At 70.4% G+C, this 18,945-nt stretch carries 19 protein-coding genes; 10 read left to right on the forward strand and 9 right to left on the reverse strand.

The annotated features are described in order from the left end of the window. Positions 1-8 precede the first annotated feature (8 nt). Positions 9-884 carry a 4-hydroxy-tetrahydrodipicolinate synthase gene (dapA, locus tag DRV85_RS09015; RefSeq protein WP_113289107.1) on the reverse strand — a complete coding sequence of 292 codons (876 nt, stop codon included), beginning with the start codon at positions 882-884 and terminating at the stop codon, positions 9-11. A 131-nt stretch (positions 885-1,015) separates the two neighbouring features. Here dapA and DRV85_RS09020 point away from each other — a divergent pair, with 131 nt between their 5' ends. After that, positions 1,016-2,989 carry a lytic transglycosylase domain-containing protein gene (locus DRV85_RS09020; protein WP_113289108.1) on the forward strand — a complete coding sequence of 658 codons (1,974 nt, stop codon included), beginning with the start codon at positions 1,016-1,018 and terminating at the stop codon, positions 2,987-2,989. A gap of 65 nt (positions 2,990-3,054) precedes the next feature. Here DRV85_RS09020 and DRV85_RS09025 read toward each other — a convergent pair whose 3' ends face one another. Then, positions 3,055-3,921 (reverse strand): DMT family transporter, encoded by an 867-nt coding sequence (locus DRV85_RS09025; RefSeq protein WP_113289109.1) that lies wholly within the window; start codon positions 3,919-3,921, stop codon positions 3,055-3,057. Continuing rightward, the gene (gene mnmC2, locus DRV85_RS09030; protein ID WP_113289110.1) at positions 3,918-4,580 is read right to left on the reverse strand and encodes a tRNA (5-methylaminomethyl-2-thiouridine)(34)-methyltransferase MnmC2; all 663 of its coding nucleotides are present in this window, start codon (positions 4,578-4,580) and stop codon (positions 3,918-3,920) included. The genes DRV85_RS09025 and mnmC2 overlap by 4 nt, the downstream gene beginning before the upstream one ends. 56 nt (positions 4,581-4,636) lie before the next feature. Here mnmC2 and DRV85_RS09035 point away from each other — a divergent pair, with 56 nt between their 5' ends. Further along, complete coding sequence (locus DRV85_RS09035) at positions 4,637-5,683, forward strand: NAD(P)/FAD-dependent oxidoreductase (RefSeq protein ID WP_113289111.1); 1,047 nt, start codon at positions 4,637-4,639, stop codon at positions 5,681-5,683. Between the two features lie 6 nt (positions 5,684-5,689). Here DRV85_RS09035 and DRV85_RS09040 read toward each other — a convergent pair whose 3' ends face one another. Next, positions 5,690-6,235 carry an NADPH-dependent FMN reductase gene (locus DRV85_RS09040; protein ID WP_113289112.1) on the reverse strand — a complete coding sequence of 182 codons (546 nt, stop codon included), beginning with the start codon at positions 6,233-6,235 and terminating at the stop codon, positions 5,690-5,692. Positions 6,236-6,308: 73 nt separating this feature from the next. Between DRV85_RS09040 and DRV85_RS09045 the strand changes: the two genes are divergently transcribed. Next, positions 6,309-6,509 carry a hypothetical protein gene (locus DRV85_RS09045; RefSeq protein ID WP_113289113.1) on the forward strand — a complete coding sequence of 67 codons (201 nt, stop codon included), beginning with the start codon at positions 6,309-6,311 and terminating at the stop codon, positions 6,507-6,509. A 45-nt stretch (positions 6,510-6,554) separates the two neighbouring features. Here the strand turns inward: DRV85_RS09045 and map are convergent, their stop codons facing one another. Continuing rightward, positions 6,555-7,373 (reverse strand): type I methionyl aminopeptidase, encoded by an 819-nt coding sequence (gene map, locus DRV85_RS09050; RefSeq protein ID WP_233495451.1) that lies wholly within the window; start codon positions 7,371-7,373, stop codon positions 6,555-6,557. 73 nt (positions 7,374-7,446) lie between these two features. After that, on the reverse strand, positions 7,447-8,154 hold the full coding sequence (gene sfsA, locus DRV85_RS09055) for a DNA/RNA nuclease SfsA (protein WP_113289115.1): 708 nt from the start codon (positions 8,152-8,154) through the stop codon (positions 7,447-7,449). A 49-nt stretch (positions 8,155-8,203) separates the two neighbouring features. Between sfsA and DRV85_RS09060 the strand changes: the two genes are divergently transcribed. The 5 genes from DRV85_RS09060 to DRV85_RS09080 all read left to right on the forward strand — a co-directional run bounded on the left by DRV85_RS09060 (position 8,204) and on the right by DRV85_RS09080 (position 12,999). Further along, the gene (locus tag DRV85_RS09060) at positions 8,204-8,926 is read left to right on the forward strand and encodes a competence/damage-inducible protein A (RefSeq protein WP_113289116.1); all 723 of its coding nucleotides are present in this window, start codon (positions 8,204-8,206) and stop codon (positions 8,924-8,926) included. Further along, the gene (locus DRV85_RS09065) at positions 8,923-9,663 is read left to right on the forward strand and encodes a GNAT family N-acetyltransferase (RefSeq protein WP_113289117.1); all 741 of its coding nucleotides are present in this window, start codon (positions 8,923-8,925) and stop codon (positions 9,661-9,663) included. The genes DRV85_RS09060 and DRV85_RS09065 overlap by 4 nt, the downstream gene beginning before the upstream one ends. Before the next feature lie 3 nt (positions 9,664-9,666). Next, positions 9,667-10,233: a peroxidase-related enzyme gene (locus tag DRV85_RS09070; protein ID WP_113289118.1), complete on the forward strand. Its 567-nt coding sequence runs from the start codon at positions 9,667-9,669 to the stop codon at positions 10,231-10,233. Next, on the forward strand, positions 10,208-11,167 hold the full coding sequence (locus tag DRV85_RS09075; protein WP_113289119.1) for an OmpA family protein: 960 nt from the start codon (positions 10,208-10,210) through the stop codon (positions 11,165-11,167). Before DRV85_RS09070 ends, DRV85_RS09075 begins: the two co-directional genes overlap by 26 nt. A 77-nt stretch (positions 11,168-11,244) precedes the next feature. Next, entirely contained in the window at positions 11,245-12,999 is a 1,755-nt protein-coding gene (locus DRV85_RS09080; protein ID WP_113289120.1) for a SulP family inorganic anion transporter, read from the forward strand. 13 nt (positions 13,000-13,012) lie between these two features. Here DRV85_RS09080 and DRV85_RS09085 read toward each other — a convergent pair whose 3' ends face one another. The 3 genes from DRV85_RS09085 to DRV85_RS09095 all read right to left on the reverse strand — a co-directional run bounded on the left by DRV85_RS09085 (position 13,013) and on the right by DRV85_RS09095 (position 17,172). After that, positions 13,013-13,900: a homocysteine S-methyltransferase family protein gene (locus DRV85_RS09085; protein ID WP_113289121.1), complete on the reverse strand. Its 888-nt coding sequence runs from the start codon at positions 13,898-13,900 to the stop codon at positions 13,013-13,015. 120 nt (positions 13,901-14,020) lie between these two features. Next, positions 14,021-14,926, reverse strand: a complete 906-nt coding sequence (locus DRV85_RS09090) for a LysR family transcriptional regulator (RefSeq protein ID WP_113289122.1) — start codon at positions 14,924-14,926, stop codon at positions 14,021-14,023. A 224-nt stretch (positions 14,927-15,150) separates the two neighbouring features. Next, positions 15,151-17,172 (reverse strand): NADPH-dependent 2,4-dienoyl-CoA reductase, encoded by a 2,022-nt coding sequence (locus DRV85_RS09095; protein WP_113289123.1) that lies wholly within the window; start codon positions 17,170-17,172, stop codon positions 15,151-15,153. A 133-nt stretch (positions 17,173-17,305) separates the two neighbouring features. Between DRV85_RS09095 and DRV85_RS09100 the strand changes: the two genes are divergently transcribed. Both DRV85_RS09100 and DRV85_RS09105 read left to right on the forward strand, forming a co-directional pair. Then, complete coding sequence (locus DRV85_RS09100; RefSeq protein ID WP_113289124.1) at positions 17,306-18,229, forward strand: AEC family transporter; 924 nt, start codon at positions 17,306-17,308, stop codon at positions 18,227-18,229. A gap of 12 nt (positions 18,230-18,241) precedes the next feature. Next, positions 18,242-18,937, forward strand: coding sequence for a nitroreductase family protein (locus tag DRV85_RS09105; RefSeq protein ID WP_113289125.1), 696 nt, complete (start codon positions 18,242-18,244; stop codon positions 18,935-18,937). Positions 18,938-18,945 lie beyond the last annotated feature (8 nt).

Here is an 18,945-nt window from a genome sequence, read left to right on the forward strand (position 1 = left end):
GGACAGCGTCAGTTCACGAGGCCCGCGTGGCGCATGGCGTCGCGCACGCGCGCTTTCGTGCCCTCCGTGAGCCCGACGAGCGGTAGCCGCGTCTCGTCCGAGCACATGCCCAGGACCGAAAGCCCGTATTTCGCGCCCACGAGTCCCGGCTCGGCGAAGATCGCCTTGTGCAGCGGCATCAGCCGGTCCTGGATCGAGAGCGCGCGGGCGTAATCGTTGGCAAGGCAGGCCTCCTGCATCTCGGCGCAGAGCCGCGGCGCCACGTTCGCCGTCACCGAGATGCAGCCCCGGCCGCCCTGCGCGTTGAAGCCGTGCGCGGTTGCGTCCTCGCCCGAGATCTGCAGGAAGTCCGGCCCGCAGTGCATGCGCTGCCGGCAGACGCGGTCGAGATCGCCCGTCGCGTCCTTCACACCGATGATGCGCGGCAGTCGGGCGAGCTCGGCCATCGTCTCGACCGACATGTCCACGGCCGAGCGGCCGGGAATGTTGTAGATGATGATCGGAAGCTCCGCGCAGTCGTGCAGCGCCCGGAAATGCGCGATCAGCCCTGCCTGCGTGGGCTTGTTGTAATAGGGCGTCACCACCAGCGCCGCGGCGGCGCCGACCTTTTCGGCGTGCTGGGTGAAGCGGATCGCCTCGTCCGTGTTGTTCGAGCCGGTCCCTGCGATCACCGGCACGCGCCCGGCGGCGTAGCGCACGACCGCCGCCACCACCTCTTCGTGCTCGGCGTGGGTCAGCGTGGGGCTTTCGCCCGTTGTGCCGACGGCGACGAGGCCGTGACTGCCTTCGTCCACATGCCATTCGACGATCCGCTCCAGCGCGGCATAGTCCACCGCGCCGTCGCGGAAGGGCGTGACCAGAGCGGGCAGGGATCCCTGGAACATGACGCGCTCCTCTTGCTCTGTCCGGGGCTGCCGGACGGGCCGGCGGCGCTCCGCCTGCGGGCGCGCGCCGGACTTGATGCGCGGCGCGGCCGCGATAGATTTCGCGTGTCTATGTTTCGCCGGAGACCGGAATGCAAGCCGTAACCGACGGTATCAGGCGGCTGTCCGGACTCGTCCTGCTGATCTTCGTGCTCGTCATGATGCTCTCGCAGCCGGCGACGGCACGGCCCCTCGGGGAGGCCATGGACGCGATCCGCGGCGGCGACTGGGCGCGCGCCGCGGACCGCGCCGCGCAGGAAGGCCCGGTGGCGGCCGACATCGTCGAATGGCATCGCTTGCGCGATGGCCGGGGCGCGGCGGCGGATGTCGTCGCGTTTCTCGCGCGCAACCCCGACTGGCCCGGACTCGACTGGCTGCGCCGCCGCTCCGAGCCGGCGATCGCGGAGGCCGACGACGAGACGATTCGCGCTTTTTTCGAAGAGGAATTGCCGCAGACGGGCGAGGGCGCGCTCGCCTTCGCCGAGGCGCTCGAGGCGGCGGGGGAAACGGGCGCGGCGCAGGCCGGTCTGGTGCTCGCCTGGCGGACCCTGCCGCTCTCCGAAGCGGAACATGCCGCCTTTCTCTCGGATCACGGCGAGCTGCTCGCGCCGCATCACACCGCGCGCCTCGACATGGCGCTTTGGCGTGAGTGGGAGGACAACGCCCGGGCCATGCTGCTGCTGGTGTCCGAGGGCTGGCAGAAGCTTGCAGAGGCACGGATCGCGCTCAACGCCGATGCGGCGGGCGTCGATGCGCGGATCGAGGCGGTGCCAGCCGCGCTCGCGGATCATCCGGGCCTGGCCTACGAACGTTTCGCCTGGCGCCTGCGCCGGGGACGCGACGACGACGCGGCAGAGCTGCTGCTCGACCGCAGCGCCAGCGCCGAGCGCCTGGGCGAGCCCGCAGTCTGGGCGGGCCCGCGGCGCACGCTCGCGCGCCGGCTGATGCAGGACGGCCGGCACGCGCTCGCCTATCGCGTCGCGGCTTCGCATTTCACCCTGCCAGCGGCAGGTTACGTCCATGCCGAACTCGAGTGGATCGCGGGCTATCTGGCGCTGCGCCATCTTGAGCGCCCGGAGACGGCGGTGCAGCACTTCGAGCGGTTCGCCGCGGCGGTGGACACGCCGATCTCGCGCGGGCGCGCGGGCTACTGGCTGGGGCGCGCGCATGAGGCCGCGGGCGAGGCGGAGGCGGCGCAGGCGGCCTACGCCATGGGCGCCCGATACCAGTCGAGCTTCTACGGCCTGCTCGCGGCAGAGCGCGGCGGCCTGCCCTTCGACGCGACGCTGGCGGGGCGCGATCCGGCGCCGGACTGGCGCGACGCGCCCTTCACGGACAGCTCGGTCTACCGCGCGGGCGTGCTGCTGCTGGCCGCGGGCGAGCGGACCCTTGGAGAGCGTTTCCTGACGCATCTCGCCGAAAGCCTGGACGAGGCGGACCTCGCGCGACTGGGCGCCATGCTCGACGAGATGGGCGAGCCCCATGTCGCCGTCATGGTCGGCAAACGCGCCGCCCGGCGGGGCCTGACAGTCCCGGCGCCGTATTACGCGCTGCATCCCATGGCCGAGGCGCGCTGGCCCGTGCCGGCCGAACTCGCCCTCGCGATCGCCCGTCGCGAAAGCGAATTCGACCCACGCGTGGTCAGTGCCGCGGGCGCACGGGGGCTCATGCAGGTCATGCCGGGCACGGCCCGCGAGGTGGCCGGGCGGCTCGGGCTCGGTTACGATCACGACCGGCTGCTGACGGACTGGACCTACAACGCACAGCTGGGTACGGCCTATCTTGCCGAACTGATGGAGCGCTTCGAGGGCAACCCGGTGCTGGTGGCCGCAGCCTACAACGCCGGTCCCTCCCGGCCGATCCGCTGGATGCAGGAGCTGGGCGATCCGCGCGACCCTGACGTGGACGTGGTGGACTGGATCGAGTCGATCCCCTTCGCCGAGACGCGGAACTACGTCATGCGCGTGACCGAAAGCCTGCCGGTCTACCGTGCACGTCTGGGCCGCGCGCCCCATCCGGTGCTGTTTACCGAAGAGTTGAAGGGAAGCATCCTGCGCGGCGGATAAGGGCTGCCTCCGGGGGCGCCGGTTTTTCGGTACGAAGATTCGCCCCGCCCGTTCAACGGTCGTGCTCAGCCGCGCAGCCTGGCCCGCCGCAGGGCGAACAGCCCGGCGCCGACGACCAGGGCCGCGCCGAGCACCACGTCGGCGGAGAGCGACTCGCCGAAGACGGCGATGCCGATCGCGCTGGCGAAGACGAGCTGGAGATAGGCGAAGGGCTGCACGGCGCTGGCCTCCGCCACCTCGTAGCACTTGATGAGCGTGAAGTGGCCCAGCGCGCCGGTCAGGCAAAGACCGACCATCCATAACCAGTCGGGGGCCGTCATGGGCTCCCAGAACCAGATGCCTGCCGCGGTCGTGACCACGGCGCCCACCGTCCCGGTCCAGAAGAAGCTGGTGGCCGCGCTGTCGGCACGCGCGGCGAAGCGGGTGAGCAGTCCATAAAGCGCGAACATGAGCGCCGCGAAGAGAGGCACCGCCGCCGCGGGCGCGAAGACGCCCCGGCCGGGCTGGAGAAGCACCAGAACCCCCAGGAAGCCCACGCCGATCGCCGTCCAGCGCCGCCATCCGACATGCTCCCCCAGCACCGGGCCCGAGAGCGCGGCGATCAGGAGGGGATAGCAGACGAAGACGGCATGGGTCTCGACCAGGCCCAGCAGAGTGAAGGCCAGGACCATCACGCAGACCTCGAGCGCCAGGAGCGCGCCACGCAGGATCTGCAGGACCGGCTGCCGCGTGGCGGCGGCTGCGCGCACCCCGCCGGCCCGGCGCGCGGCCACTGCAATCACGAAGGCGGCGAAGAACCAGTAGCGGATCATCACCACCATGAGGACGTTGTATTCGCCCGCCAGATGGCGCGAGAGGCCGTCCTGCACCGCGAAGATGAAGGTCGTGGCCACCATGAGCCAGATGCCCAGGCGGGTGTTCTGCGGACTCATGCGCGCCGCGCCCGGGTCATGTGGCGCTTGGCGCCGTAGCCGGGGGCGCGCGTGACCTCGAACCCGGCGGCAGCCAGCGCGCGACGAACATGACCCGCCGCGCTGTAGGTGGCGGCCGTGCCTTCGGGCGCCGTGCGGCGGCCGACTTCGGCCAAGAGCTCGGGGCTCCACAGCTCGGGGTTCTTCGCGGGCGCGAAGCCGTCGAGAAACCAGGCGTCGGCCAGGTCCGCCCAGCGCGGGACCGTCTCGCGCGCGTCGCCCACGACGAGCCGGAAGTCCAGGTCCGGCAGCCGGATCGCCGCCGTGCCCCAGTGCGGTGCGAGGTTGCAGGCGAGCGGCGCGAGCTCGGCGAACCCCGCCTGTGCGCGGCGCATGGCCTCTGCGGGCAGTGGGTAGGCCTCGAAGCTCGTGTAGCGCAGCACGCCTGTCTGGCCGCTCGCCCGCCAAGAGGCGAGCGTCGCCAGCAGGTTCAGCCCGGTCCCGAACCCGAGTTCCGCGACGTGGAAGCCCGGGCGGAAGCGCGCAGGCAGATCGTTGCCGCCCAGAAAGACGTGCCGCGTCTCGGCGAGCCCGTCGGCGAGCGAGTAGTAGGGATCGTCGAAGCGGGTCGAGACGGGGACGCCGCCGCGCCATTCCAGACCCGCGCTCTGGTCCTCCATCCCTCGCTGCCCTAGGCTATTCTGCGACGGTGGAACACTGGCCAAGGGGCGCGGCAATGGCAATGGCCGGGGTGACGGTGCGCGGCGCGGGCGTCTTCGGCCTCTCGGTCGCCTGGGCCTGTGCGCGGCGCGGGGCGCGCGTGACGGTCGTGGACCCGGCCGGCGTCGGCGCCGGAGCCTCCGGCGGGGTGGTTGGCGCGCTTGCGCCGCATGCGCCGGAGCGCTGGACCGAGGCGAAGGCCTTTCAGTTCGAGAGTCTGCTGATGGCGCCCGACTGGTGGGCCGAGGTGCAGGCGACCGGCGGCGTCGATCCGGGCTATGCGCGGTCCGGACGGTTGCAGCCGGTGGCGGACGAAGCAGCGCTCGAGCGTGCCCGCGACCGGGCCGAGGGCGCGGCGCGCCACTGGGGCGCGCATGCCGTCTGGGAGGTGATCCGCGCCGAGAGCGCCGGCCCCTGGGCGCCCGTCACGCCCAGCGGCTGGCTGGTGCGGGACACGCTTTCCGCACGCCTGCATCCGCGCCGCGCCTGCGCCGCGCTGGCCGGCGCCATCCGGGCGCGCGGCGGGCGGATCGAGGCCGAGGCGCCGGACGCAGGCCATGTCGTCTGGGCCACGGGCGCGGCGGGTCTTGCGGAGATCGGCGGCGGCTTCGGCCGCGGCGTGAAGGGGCAGGCGGCGCTCTTGCACTTTTCGGCGCCCGAACATCCGCAGATCTACGCCGATGGCGTGCACATCGTGCCGCATATCGACGGCACCGTCGCGGTGGGCTCGACGACGGAGCGTGACTACGACGCGCCGGAGACGACGGACGCGCAGCTCGACGCTGTTCTGGACCGTGCGGTGGCGGTGATGCCGGTGCTCGCCGGTGCGCGGGTCGCGGAGCGCTGGGCGGGGCTGCGTCCGCGCAGCCGCACGCGCGCGCCGGTGCTGGGTCCGCATCCCGCGCGGCCCGGCCAGTTCATCGCCAACGGCGGATTCAAGATCGGCTTCGGCATGGCGCCGCTCGTGGGCGAGGTCATGGCGGATCTGCTGCTGGAGGGCCGAGACCGGATCCCGCCGGGCTTCCGTCCCGAGGCGTGCCAGGCGGTCGCTCTTCGGCCCTGACGGGCCTCATCGCGCCTGCGCGGCCTCGCGCAGCCGGGTCATGAGCGTGTCAAGGGTCCTGGCGTAGCTCTCGGTCACGAGCCGCTCGTTTGCATCGAAGTGGTCCTTCGCGCCCGCGACCATCACGAGCGGATATTCGAGCACCGCCGGCCGCAGGGGCACGAGACAGGCGCGCAGCATGTACTGGCCGGTCTCGCCCCCGGTGCGGCCTGCATTGGCCGAAATCACGGCGGTCGGCTTGTCCTGCATCGGGAAACCCTCGACCCGACTGATCCAGTCGAGCGCGTTCTTCATCACGCCGGTGACGCCCTTGTTGTATTCGGGCGAGGAAATGACGAGGGCGTCGGCCTGGGCGATCTGGCCGGTCAGCCGCCGCACCGCCTCGGGGATCCCCTCGCGCTCTTCGAGGTCGCCGTCATAGAGCGGAAGCTGCAGATCGCCCTCGAGATAGGTCGCCGGCGCGAAGCGCCGCGCCGCCTCGGCAAGGAGCTTGCGGTTGAACGAGCCCGCGCGCAGCGAGCCCGAGATCCCGAGAAGCGTAAGATCGGCCATGTCTCTCCCCGTATTGCCAGTCGTGGCATAGCTGGGGCAGACTGGCGGCATCGACAAGGGCAGGGAGCCCGTGATGCCGAGCCTGGCCGCCGCCACGCCGCTGGCAGCTTTCTTCCGCGCCCGTGCGGAGAGCGAGGCGCCGCACCGCCCGGCCCCGCGACGCAGGGTGACCGGGCCGCTGCTGATGGGCGATATCGTGACGAGCCACCGGGGAGAGCCGCTGCTGCTCGCCGAGTGGCGCGCGGCCGAGGCGGAGCGCTCGGGAGGCCCGTAGCCCGACGGTGACGCCCTGCCTGCGCGCCACGCGGTGCGGCCGGTCTCAGTTCGTATCGAAAGTGGGGTGGAAGCGGCCCGCGGGCGAGAGCGTGAAGATCTCCGCCCCGTCCTTCGTCACGCCCACCGAATGCTCGAACTGTGCCGAGAGGGACTTGTCGCGCGTCACGGCCGTCCAGTCGTCGGAGAGCACCTTGGTCTCGGGGCGGCCGAGGTTCACCATCGGCTCGATGGTGAAGAACATTCCTTCCTCCAGCACGGGGCCCGTGCCGGCGCGGCCGTAATGCAGCACGTTGGGCGGCGCGTGGAACACGCGGCCCAGCCCGTGGCCGCAGAAATCGCGCACCACGGACATGCGGTTCGCCTCGACGAAGCTCTGGATGGCGTGGCCGATGTCGCCGAAGGTGTTGCCGGGCCTGACCATCTCGATCCCGCGCATGAGCGCGTCGTGCGTCACCTGGATCAGCCGCTCGGCCTTGCGGCCCAGCTTCCCGGCCACATACATCCGGCTCGTGTCGCCGTACCAGCCGTCGACGATCACCGTGACGTCGATGTTGAGGATATCGCCGTCCTTGAGGATCTTGTCGCCGGGGATGCCGTGGCAGACCACGTGGTTCACGCTGATGCAGGACGCGTGGCGGTAGCCCTTGTAACCGATCGTGGCCGATGTCGCGCCCGCCTCCTCGATGCGGCGCGTGATGAAATCGTCCAGCGCCCCGGTCGTGACGCCCGGACGCACCAGTGCCGCCACCTCGTCGAGGATCACGGCAGCGAGGTGTCCGGCCTTGTGCATGCCGGCGAAATCGTCCGGCTCGTGTATGCGGATGCCGTCACGGGTGAGGCGCCCGCGGTGGTCCTGTTTCAAGTCGCGCTCCATCGGCGGATCCCTTGCCGCCCCTGTTTATGCAATTTTGCTGTCAAGGGCCAGTCTGCGGCCGTCACGCGATCGAGAGCGGCAGCGGTGACCCTGCGTCTATGCCGTCGCGGCTGATGTGGGTGCCCAGCGCGAGAACTTCCAGACCGGCTGCGCGGGCGCCGGCGAAGGCGCGCGCGTAGCCCGGGTCGATATCGGCGGCCAGCGCGACCTCGCGCGCGTCGGTGCGCTGCACGAGAAAGAGCAGCACGGCGCGCCGCCCGGCTTCGGCCACAGCGGCGAGTTCGGCCAGATGCCTGGCCCCGCGCGCCGTCACGGCGTCGGGAAACTCCGCCAGACCCGGCGCCCGCGAGAGGGTGACGCTCTTGACCTCGACGAAGGTCTCGGGCCGGCCCGGCCCCGAGAGCAGGAAGTCGACCCGGCTGCGCGCGCCATACCGGACCTCGGGGCGGATGGCGTCGTAGCCGGTGAGCTCGGGTATCCGGCCCGCCTCCAGCGCCTCGCGGACGATGCGGTTGGCGGCGCCGGGATCGACGCCGGTGTAGTGGCCGCCGGCGTGCTCGACGAGCCGCCAGGCGAACTTGAGCTTGCGCTTCGGGTCGTCGTTGGGCTCCAGCCAGATGCGCGCGCCGGGTTCGGCGAGGCCCAGCATCGAGCCCGGGTTTCCGACATGCGCCGTCACCTCGCGCCCGTCTGCGAGGCGCGCGTCGGCCAGGAAACGCTTGTAGCGGCGGATCAGCCGGGCGGGGATCAGAGGGGTTTGAAAGCGCATGGCGGCGCGCTTACAAGGGCTGCACAGATCCGGCAAGGAGCGCCTTCGCATGTCCAATCCCACCGCCGCGATGCTCGTGATCGGGGACGAGATCCTCTCGGGCCGCACGCGGGACTCCAACATGCATCACCTCGCGGGGGAACTCACGCGCGTGGGCATCGACCTGCGCGAGGTGCGCGTCGTGCCCGACGACCAGGATGCCATCGTCGCCGCGGTTCGCGCGCTGGCCGGGCGGTGGGATCACCTCTTCACCTCCGGCGGCATCGGCCCGACCCATGACGACATAACGGCCGAGTCGGTGGCGGCGGCCTTCGACATGCCGATCCGGGTGCGCGAGGACGCCCGCGCGCTGCTTCAGGCGCACTATGACAGTCAAGGGCTGGAACTGAACGAGTCGCGGCTGCGGATGGCCCGCATTCCGGAGGGCGCGACGCTGATCGAGAACCCGATCTCGGCGGCGCCCGGCTTCACCCTGAAGAACGTCCACGTCATGGCCGGCGTGCCGACGATCTTCGAGGCGATGGTCGCGAGCGTCCTGCCGACGCTGACCGGCGGCGCGCCGCTTCTGTCGCAGACGCTGACCGTGCAGCGCGGCGAAGGGGACGTCGCGCCCATATTGCAGGAGATCGCCGTCGCCTTCCCCGACCTGACGGTGGGATCCTACCCCTTCATCCGGGGCGGCGTGCACGGGGTCAACGTGGTGGTGCGCGGCAGCGACAAGACGCAGGTCGACGCGGCGGTGACCCGGCTTTCGGGAATGCTGGAGGGATGACCGCCGAGGCGCTCCGTCTGCTCGAGGTCAGCGACGCGACATGGCCGCCGGCCCGCAGGTGGGAACTCGGGCCCTTCGTGCTGCGCGACGGGCAGGGTGGGGGCAAGCGCGTCTCGGCCGCGACGATGGCCGCGCCCGGAGAGGTGCCCGACGCCGCCGCCCTGGCCGAGGCGGAAGCGGCGATGACCGAGATGCGGCAGGGGCCGCTCGTCATGGTGCGTCCGGGGGAGGACGCGCTCGATGCGATGCTCGAGAGCGCCGGATACGAGGTGCTCGACCCGAGCGTCATATGGCACGCGCCCATAGATCGGCTCACCGACCGCGCCGTGCCGCGGCTCGCCGCGCTCACGGTCTGGGAGCCCCTGCAGATCATGCGCGAGATCTGGACCGAGCACGGCTTCGGCCCCGCCCGGCAGGCCGTGATGGAGCGCGCGCCGCAGCCCAAGACGGGCCTGCTTGCCCGGCAGAACGATCACCCCGCCGGCACCGGCTTCGTCTGCGTGGCCGGTGGCGTGGCGATGGTGCACGCTCTCGTCGTCGTGCCGCGCGAGCGGCGGCAGGGGGCCGCGCAGTGGTTCATGCGTGGCGCCGCGATCTGGGCCGCGGAGCACGGTGCCACCGAGATCGCCGCCATGGCGACGCGCGACAACATCGCGGCGGCAGGGCTTTATGCCAGCCTCGGGATGCGGCAGGCTGGCGGCTACCATTACCGGATCAAGCCCGTGGAGGGGCGTTGAGAGATGGACGACAAGCCGACCGCGCTGGACCTGCCCCAGGTCGATCCGCTGCCCGAGGCGACGCGGAAATACTTCGACGTCTGCGAGGAAAAGCTCGGGATGGTGCCGAACGTTCTGCGCGCCTTTGCCTTCGACATCGAGAAACTGAACGCCTTCACGGCGATGTACAACGACCTGATGCTGGCCGACTCGGGGCTGTCCAAGCTCGAGCGCGAGATGATCGCGGTCGTCGTCTCTTCGGTGAACCGCTGCTACTACTGCCTGACGGCGCATGGCGCGGCGGTGCGCGCGCTTTCGGGCGATCCGAAGCTGGGCGAGATGCTGGTGATGAACTGGCGCGTGGCCGAGCTGGACGCGCGGCAGACCGCGATGCTGACCTTCGCCGAGAAGGTGACGAAGGCCAGCGCCGAGATCACCGAGCTCGACCGCGAGGCGCTGCGCAGCGTCGGTTTTTCGGACCGCGACATCTGGGACATCGCGGCTGTGACGGGTTTCTTCAACATGACCAACAGGTTGGCCAGCGCGACGGCGATGAAGCCAAACGATGCGTATCACGCGCAGGCGCGCTGAGCGGGCGCTCGCCTGTCTCCTCTTTCTCGTCGCGGCGCCGCTCTTCGCCGCGGTGGAACTCGATCCGCCGCCCGGCGCGATGCTGACCGCGCAGGATCTCTCGGCGCCCGACAGCCATCTGGTTCCGGCCGGGCCCTGGACGACCGACGAGGGCGTGCCCGGCCTGCGGGCCGAAGGCGCGGTCACGCGGCAGGCCTGGCGGATCGGCGGGCCGTCGAGCACGACGCTGCAGCTGATCGCGCCGCTGCGCGCGCAGTTGCGCGACCAGGGCTTCGAGATCGTCTTCGAGTGCCGCGACCGGGCCTGCGGTGGCTTCGACTTCCGCTTCGCCATCGACGTAATGCCCGCGCCCGCGATGTATGTGGACCTGACTCGCTTCCGCTTTCTCTCGGCGCTTCGTGTGCGCGAGGACGGGGCGGCGGATTACGTCACGCTGCTCGCCAGCCGCACCGAGTCCGCGGGATACATCCAGGTGATCCATGTGGCGAGCGGTGGCGCCGAGCCTCTCGCCGCCGCGGCAGAGGCTGCGCCGGCCGCCCCGCCCGAACCGGAGGCGGACGCGATCGGCGCTACGCTGGAGCGGCGCGGTCACGCCGTGCTGCACGGACTCGACTTCGCCAGCGGCGCGGCGGACCTTTCCGATCGCGAGCATGCAGTGCTCTCCGCGCTTGCGGCCTACCTGCGCGCGAACCCCGCGCGCGCCGTCGTGCTCGTCGGTCACACGGATGCGGTCGGCGCGCTCGACGGCAATATCGCGCTCTCTCGCGCGCGGGCGGAGGCCGTGCTGCAGCGGCTCGTGGACCGCCACGGCGCGGATCCCGCGCAGATCAGCGCCGAGGGCGTGGGCTATCTCGCCCCTGTCGCCACGAACCTCACGCCCGAGGGCCGCGAGGCAAACCGCCGCGTCGAGGCTGTTCTGATCGCCACGGAGTGACATTCTCGCCGTCCCTCTTTACTCATTCCGATTTCTGAATATATAAACCGCAAGCTCAGGACCGCCGAAACCCGGAGATGCGCCCCATGTCCCTGCTCAATCGCGCCGCGCTGGAGCGGCATCTTCCCATCCTGCAATGGTCGCGCAGCTACTCCCGCGACACGCTGACATCGGACGTGGTGGCGGCGGTGATCGTCACCATCATGCTGATCCCGCAGTCGCTGGCCTATGCGCTGCTGGCGGGGCTGCCGGCGGAAATGGGGCTATACGCCTCGATCCTGCCGCTCGTGGCCTACGCGATCTTCGGCACCTCGCGGGCGCTGGCGGTCGGCCCTGTGGCGGTGGTCTCGCTGATGACCGCGGCCGCCATCGCCAACCTCGGCATCACCGACCCCGTGCAATACGCCGCGGCGGCGATCACGCTGGCCTTCCTCTCGGGCGCGATCCTGACGGTCATGGGCGTGTTCCGCCTGGGGTTCCTGGCGAATTTCCTGAGCCATCCGGTGATCGCGGGCTTCATCACCGCCTCGGGCATTCTGATCGCCACCTCGCAGCTCAAGCACATCCTGGGGGTCGAGGCGCACGGCCACACGCTGCCGGAGCTTGTGAGCTCGCTCTGGGCGCATCTGCCGGAGACCAACCTCTACACCCTCGTGATCGGCGTGGCGGCGACGGCCTTCCTGTTCTGGGTCCGCAAGGGGCTCAAGCCGCTCCTGCTGAAGACCGGCATGAAGCCACGTCTGGCCGACATCCTCGCCAAGGCGGGGCCGGTCCTCGCCGTGGCGGTCACGACGCTGATCGCCTTCGCCTTCGGACTGGGCGAGCGGGGCGTGGACATCGTGGGCACCGTGCCCCAGGGGCTGCCGCCGCTCACCGCGCCGCGGCTGGACCTCGACCTGATCGCCCAGCTTCTGGTGCCCGCGCTGATGATCTCGATCATCGGCTTCGTCGAATCGGTCTCGGTCGCCCAGACGCTGGCCGCGAAGCGGCGCCAGCGGATCGTGCCGGACCAGGAACTCGTGGGCCTCGGCGCGTCGAACATCGCGGCCTCGGTGACGGGCGGCTATCCCGTCACGGGCGGATTCGCCCGCTCGGTGGTGAACTTCGACGCCGGCGCCGAGACGCCGGCGGCGGGCGCCTTCACCGCCGTGGGCATCCTCGTGGCGGCGATGCTTCTCACCCCGCTGCTCTTCTTCCTGCCCAAGGCGACGCTCGCCGCCACGATCATCGTGGCCGTGCTCAGCCTGGTCGATTTCTCGATCCTGCGCCACGCATGGGGCTACTCGAAGGTGGACTTCGCCGCCGTCTCGGCGACCATCCTGCTGACCCTCGGCTTCGGCGTCGAAGTGGGCGTCGCGGCGGGCGTGGCGCTGTCGATCGCGCTGCATCTCTACAAGACCTCGCGCCCGCATGTGGCCGAGGTGGGCCGCGTGCCGGGCACCGAGCACTTCCGCAACATCCTGCGCCACGCGGTCGAGACCGACCCGTCCGTCGTCACGCTGCGGGTGGACGAGAGCCTCTACTTCGCCAATGCCGCCTTCCTGCAGGATTACGTCTACGACCGGGTGGTGAAGGACAAGGAGGTGCGGGACGTGGTGTTGATGTTCTCGGCGGTGAACGAGGTGGATCTCTCCGCGCTCGAAAGCCTCGAGGCGATAAACCGCAGGCTCGCCGACATGGACATCCGTCTGCACCTGTCCGAGGTGAAGGGACCGGTGATGGACCGGCTGAAGCGGAGCCATTTCCTCGAGCATCTGACCGGGCGCGTGTTCCTCTCCCAGCACGAGGCGATGCAGACGCTCTGCAAGGGCCGGCCGCGCGCCGCGGAGTGAGCGGCGTGCGCCTCTAGACGATGCGGTGACCCGCGGCGCGCAGCGCCTCTGCCAGTGCGCCGATATGCGCGGGTCCGACCTCGCAGCAGCCGCCGACGATGGTCGCCCCCTGCGCCACCCAGCCCATGGCGAAGCGGGCATAGGCTGCCGGGTCGAGGTCGCGCCGGGCGGTCAGCATGGCCACAGTCGGCCGGTCGGAGAGGAATTCGTCCGGGATGTGCGTGAAGCCGTTGGCATAGGCGCCGAAGGGCCGGCCCCAACCGGCCAGGATGGTGAGCGCCGCCTCGACCGCCTCGGGGCGCGAGCAGTTGATCAGCACCGCCTCGGGCGCATGCCGCGCCACGACCGGCCGCAGGTCCGCAAGCGGTTCGCCCGAGCGCAGGCGCGTGCCGTCGTCGTCCTCGACCGTCATCGCCAGCCAGACAGGCAGCGCGGTGGCGCGCGCGCCAAGCAGCACCCCTTCCGCCGCCGCGACCGAGGGCACCGTCTCGGCGATAAGCAGATCGGCGGCGCCCGCCATCATCCCTGCGATCTCGGCATAGAGCGGCGCCGCGCGATCCGGCGGCGGGACGAGATCGGGGCGGTAGGAGGCGCCCAGAGGCCCGAGCGCCCCTGCGACGCGTTGTCCGCGGGCGCCCTCCCGCGCCTCGCGCAGCGCCAAGGCGATCAACTCCTCCAGCCTGTCCTCCAGCCCCTCCGGCGCCAGCCGGTCGCGGTGCAGGGCATAGCTGTTGGCCGTGGCGATCGTCGCGCCCGCGCGGGCATAGTCGGCATGCACGCCGGCCAGCAGGCCGGGGCGCGTCATCATCACCTTCGTGGACCAGAGCGGCGTGGGTGCGTCTCCGCCGCGGCGCACCGCTTCCTGCCCGATCGAGCCGTCGAGAAGGGTGATCTCCGCCATCGCCTGCGCCTTCGCTGCGCGTCTGGCCAAGGCTTAACCGCCGCAGGCGGATTGCCAAGAAAAAAAAGACGGCCCCGGTGCCATGCGCCGGAGCCGCTGAGGCTGGAGGGAAGAACGTGGTTACCAGTCGCTCGGGCCCCGTTCGGCGAAGGCGTTGACCAGAAAGTCGATGAAGGCGCGCACCTTGGGCTGCGTGAAGCGGCCCGGCGGATAGACGGCGTAGATGCCCTGGGTCTCGAGCGGCAGGTCGGGGATCGCGTCGACGACCAGTCCCTTGGCCATCGCGGGCGCGTAGAGGAAGGAGGGCAGATAGGCGATCCCGAGTCCCGCGACGCAGGCGTTGAGCAGCGACTGCCCGTCGTTGACGCTGAGCCAGCCGGCGGTGCGCACCTGACGCTTCTCGCCCGACGGCGCGGTGATACGCCAGACGCTGCCCGAGGACTGGCTGGCGTAGTGCAGAAGCTTGTGCTCGTTGAGATCGTCTATGCGGCCCGGCCGGCCGTATTTCTGGAAATAGGAGGGCGCGCCCACCATGCGCTTCGCCGTCTCGGCGAGCTTGCGGGCGCGCAGGCTGGAATCCTCCAGTTCGCCGATGCGGACCGCCATGTCGAAGCCTTCCGAGATCAGCTCCACGTAGCGGTTGTTGAGCACCATGTTGATGCTGATGTCGGGAAAGGCGTGCAGGAAGTCCCCGAGGATCGGCGAGAGGTGATTGACCCCGAAATCGGTGGCGACCGAAATCCGCAAGAGCCCCGAAGGATCGGATTGCATCGCGGTGACGAGGGCGTCGGCCTCGCCGGCGTCGTTCAGGACGCGCCGCGCACGGTCGTAGTAGGCGAGGCCGATTTCGGTGGGGCTCACGCGCCGTGTGGTGCGGTTGAGCAGCCGCGCGCCGAGCCGGGCCTCGAGACTCGAGACATGCTTGGAGACGGCGGATTTGGAGATGCCGAGCTTCTTCGCGGCATCGGTGAACCCACCCTGGTCCACGACGGTCGCGAATGCCTCCATTTCCGTGAGCCGGTCCATTCCGTCACCTTTCCCGTGTTCTGTCGCACGATGCGATCTATCGCCGGGAATTCGGGCGGTTTTGCGACGGAGAGCCGACAATACAGGGGAGCTTGCGGCGGTGTCGCGTTCCGGGAAACGCGCCATCGCCCGCCGCCCGGCCGACATCGCGCACGGCGAGATCCTCGTCCTCCGAAGGGCAGGCTGCGGGATGCTCTTTTGTTCCGAACGGGCTCGGGGCCGGCTCAGAGCGCGGCGGCCAGACGCGTGCCCTGGTCGATCGCGCGCTTCGCGTCGAGTTCCGCGGCCACGTCCGCCCCGCCGATGACATGCGCCTGCACGCCGCGCGCCGCCAGCGCGTCGGCGAGGCTGCGCTCGCTCACCTGGCCTGCGCAGAGCACGATGGTATCCGCCTCGATCAGGGTGGGCCGCTCGCGCGTCTCGCCGAACGAGATGTGCAGGCCCTTTTCGTCGATGCCTTCGTAGTTGACGCCGGCCACCATCTCGACGCCTTTCATCTTCAGGCTGGCGCGATGGATCCAGCCGGTCGTCTTGCCGAGGCGCTTGCCGGGTTTCTCGCTCTTGCGCTGAAGGAGCGTGACCTTGCGTGCGGCCGGCGCGGGATGCGGCTCGGTGAGCCCGCCGCGTGTCTCTGCCGGATCGCCCACGCCCCATTCGGCGCGCCAGAGCGCGAGGTTCTCGGTCGGGCTTTCGCCCTCGTGGACGAGGAACTCGGCCACGTCGAAGCCGATGCCGCCCGCGCCGACGATGGCCACCCGCTCGCCCACGGGGGCGTTTCCCCGCAGGACGTCGACGTAGCCGAGCACGTTCGGCCCGTCCTGACCGGGTATGCCGGGATCGCGGGGGTTCACCCCGGTCGCGATCACCACCTCGTCGAAGCCGTCGAGGTCGTCGGCGTGAACCGCGCGGCCCAGTTCGACCGTCACCCCGTGGACCTCGAGCATCCGCCGATACCAGTCCACCAGCCCGTCGAACTCCTCCTTGCCGGGGATCACGCGCGCCATGTTGAGCTGCCCGCCGATCACATCGTCGCGGTCGAAGAGCGTGACCGCGTGCCCACGCTCGCCCGCCGTGATCGCGGCAGAAAGCCCGGCCGGCCCCGCGCCCACGACCGCGATGCGTTTGCTGGTGGTCGCGGGCGACAGCACCAGCTCCGTCTCGAAGCAGGCCCGCGGGTTGACCAGGCAGGAACTGACCTTGAGCTCGAAGGTGTGGTCGAGGCAGGCCTGGTTGCAGGCGATGCAGGGCGCGATCTGATCCGGGCGCCCCTCCATCGCCTTCTTCACGAAATGCGGATCGGCGAGGAAGGGACGCGCCATGCTCACCATGTCGGCGCAGCCTTCCGAGAGCACCCGTTCCGCGACCTCCGGCGTGTTGATCCGGTTCGACGTGATGAGCGGGACCGAGACCTCGCCCATGAGCCGCTTGGTGACCCAGGCGAAGCCCGCCCGCGGCACGGAGGTGGCGATGGTGGGCACCCGCGCCTCATGCCAGCCGATGCCGGTATTGATGATGTCGACGCCTTCGGCCTCCACCGCCTTCGCCAGTTGCACGACCTCCTCATGCGTCGAGCCCTCCGGCACCAGGTCGATCATGCTGAGCCGGTAGATCAGGATGAAGTCGCGGCCCACCGCCTTGCGCACCCGGCGCACGATCTCCAGCGGCAGGCGCATCCGGTTCTCGTAGGGCCCACCCCAGCGGTCGGTGCGCTTGTTGACGTGGGTGACGAGGAACTGGTTGATGAAATACCCCTCGCTCCCCATGATCTCGACGCCGTCGTAGCCCGCCTCGCGGGCGCGCGCGGCCGTGGTGGCGAAATCGGCGATCTGCTTCTCGATCCCTTCCTCGTCGAGCTCGTTGGGCGGAAAGGGCGAGATCGGCGACTTCACCGGCGACGGCGCGACGCAGTCCTTGGAATAGGCGTAGCGGCCTGCGTGCAGGATCTGCATGGCGATCTTGCCGCCCGCGTCGTGTACGCGCTCGGTCACCATGCGGTGGTGGGCCACGTCCTCGTCCGAGAAGAGTCCCGCCGCGCCGGGAAAGACCGCGCCCTCGCGGTTGGGCGCAATGCCCCCCGTCACCATCAGCCCCACCTCGCCGCGCGCACGCTCGGCGTAGAACTCGGCGATCCGGTTCCAGTCGCCCACCTCCTCGAGGTTGGTGTGCATGGATCCCATGAGCACGCGGTTCTTCAGCGTCGTGTGGCCCAGGTCCAGCGGGCGCAGCAGGTGCGGATAGTCGGTCATGTTGCCTCCCTCGCGGTCGCGGCCCTAGACATGGCGCGCCTGCGCCCGGCTGTCACGCGGAAACACCGCTCCCGCGCCGCGCGCGGCGCAGCAGATTGACGCGCCTCCGCCCCCCGCATAACCGAGGCGCGCGATGCTGGAGATCTTCCTCGAAACGCTGCCGTTCTTCGGGCTGATCGGCCTCGGATACTGGGCCGGGCGGACGGGGTTCTTCAGCGCCGAGGCGACGGCTTACCTCACGAAGTTCGTCTTCTATTTCGCGCTCTCGGCGATGCTCTTCCGCTTTTCCGCCAATCTCTCGCTGGCAGAGGTGCTCGACTGGCGCCTGGTGGGCGCCTACCTCTGGGGCACGGCGCTCGTCTATGTGGTGGCGATGCTGGTGGCCTTCCTGCGCGGCCTCGACACGCCGACCGCGGCAGTGGAGGCGCAATGCGCGGCGATCGGCAACACGGGCTTTCTGGGCGTGCCGATGCTCACGCTGCTGCTGGGGCCCGCGGCGATCGGGCCGGTGATGCTCGCGCTCGCCGTGGATCTTATCGTCTTCTCCAGCCTGATCGTGATCCTGATCACCGGCGCGCGCGACGGGCGGATGTCGGTGCGCATTCTGCGAACCGTGGGCCTCGGCCTTGTCCGGAACCCGATGATCGTCGCGATCTCGGCCGGGTTTCTCTGGTCGGCCTCGGGCTGGCCGATTCCCGGCCCGGCGAACGACTTTCTGGCGCTGCTCGGCGCGGCCGCCACGCCCGGCGCGCTCTTTGCCATCGGCGCCTCGCTCGCCACCAAATCGGCCGAGCGGGTGAGCATCGCGGCCTGGCTCAGCTTCGCCAAGCTCGTCCTGCACCCCGCCTCCGTGGCGCTGGCCGTCTTCGTGCTCTTCCCGGTGGACCCCTACAGCGCGGGCGTCGTCACCGCGGCGGCCGCCTTGCCCGTGGCCGGCAACGTGTACATTCTGGCGCAGCACTACGGGGTCGCGCCGCAGCGCGTCTCGGCGGCGATCCTGATCTCGACCGCTGCGAGCATCCTGACGGTGACCTGGGTGATCGCGCAGCTGCCGTGAGGGAGGAGGCCGATGTTCCACAAGGGAGAGCTCGCCTACGAGCCGCTGCCGCTGCCCGACCGGCGGGAGATGACGGATGCCGAGATGGTCGCGGCGGCACGGGCCGTGCATGAAGACATGCGCACCCGCCATACGGTGCGCGACTTCTCGGACCGCGCGGTGCCGGAAGAGGTGATCGCCGAGTGCGTGCGCACCGCGGGCACCGCGCCCTCGGGTGCCAATCATCAGCCCTGGCATTTCGTGGCGATCGGCGATGACGCCATGAAGGCCCGCATCCGCGCGGCCGCCGAGGCGGAGGAAGAGAAGTTCTACGCCGGCGGAGCGGGCGCGGAATGGCTGCGCGCGCTGGAGCCCATCGGCACGGGCGCGGAGAAGCCGCATCTGACCACCGCGCCCTGGCTCATCGTGGTCTTCGCCCAGCGCTACGGGGTGACGAAGGACGGCGAGCGCTACAAGAACTACTACGTGCCCGAAAGCGTGGGGATCGCCACCGGCTTCCTGATCGCGGCGCTGCACCGGGCCGGGCTGTCTTGCCTGACGCATACCCCCAACCCGATGAAGTTCCTCAACGAGCTCTGCGACAGGCCCGAGCACGAGAAGCCGGTGATGATCCTCGTCGTGGGCCATCCGGCGGAGGACGCGACGGTGCCGCGGGTGGCGAAGATGAAAAAGCCGCTCGAGGAGATCCTGACGGTGCGGCGGGGCTGAGCGGGGCC

The organism is Rhodosalinus halophilus (assembly GCF_003298775.1).
GTDB classification, from domain to species: Bacteria; Pseudomonadota; Alphaproteobacteria; order Rhodobacterales; family Rhodobacteraceae; genus Rhodosalinus; species Rhodosalinus halophilus.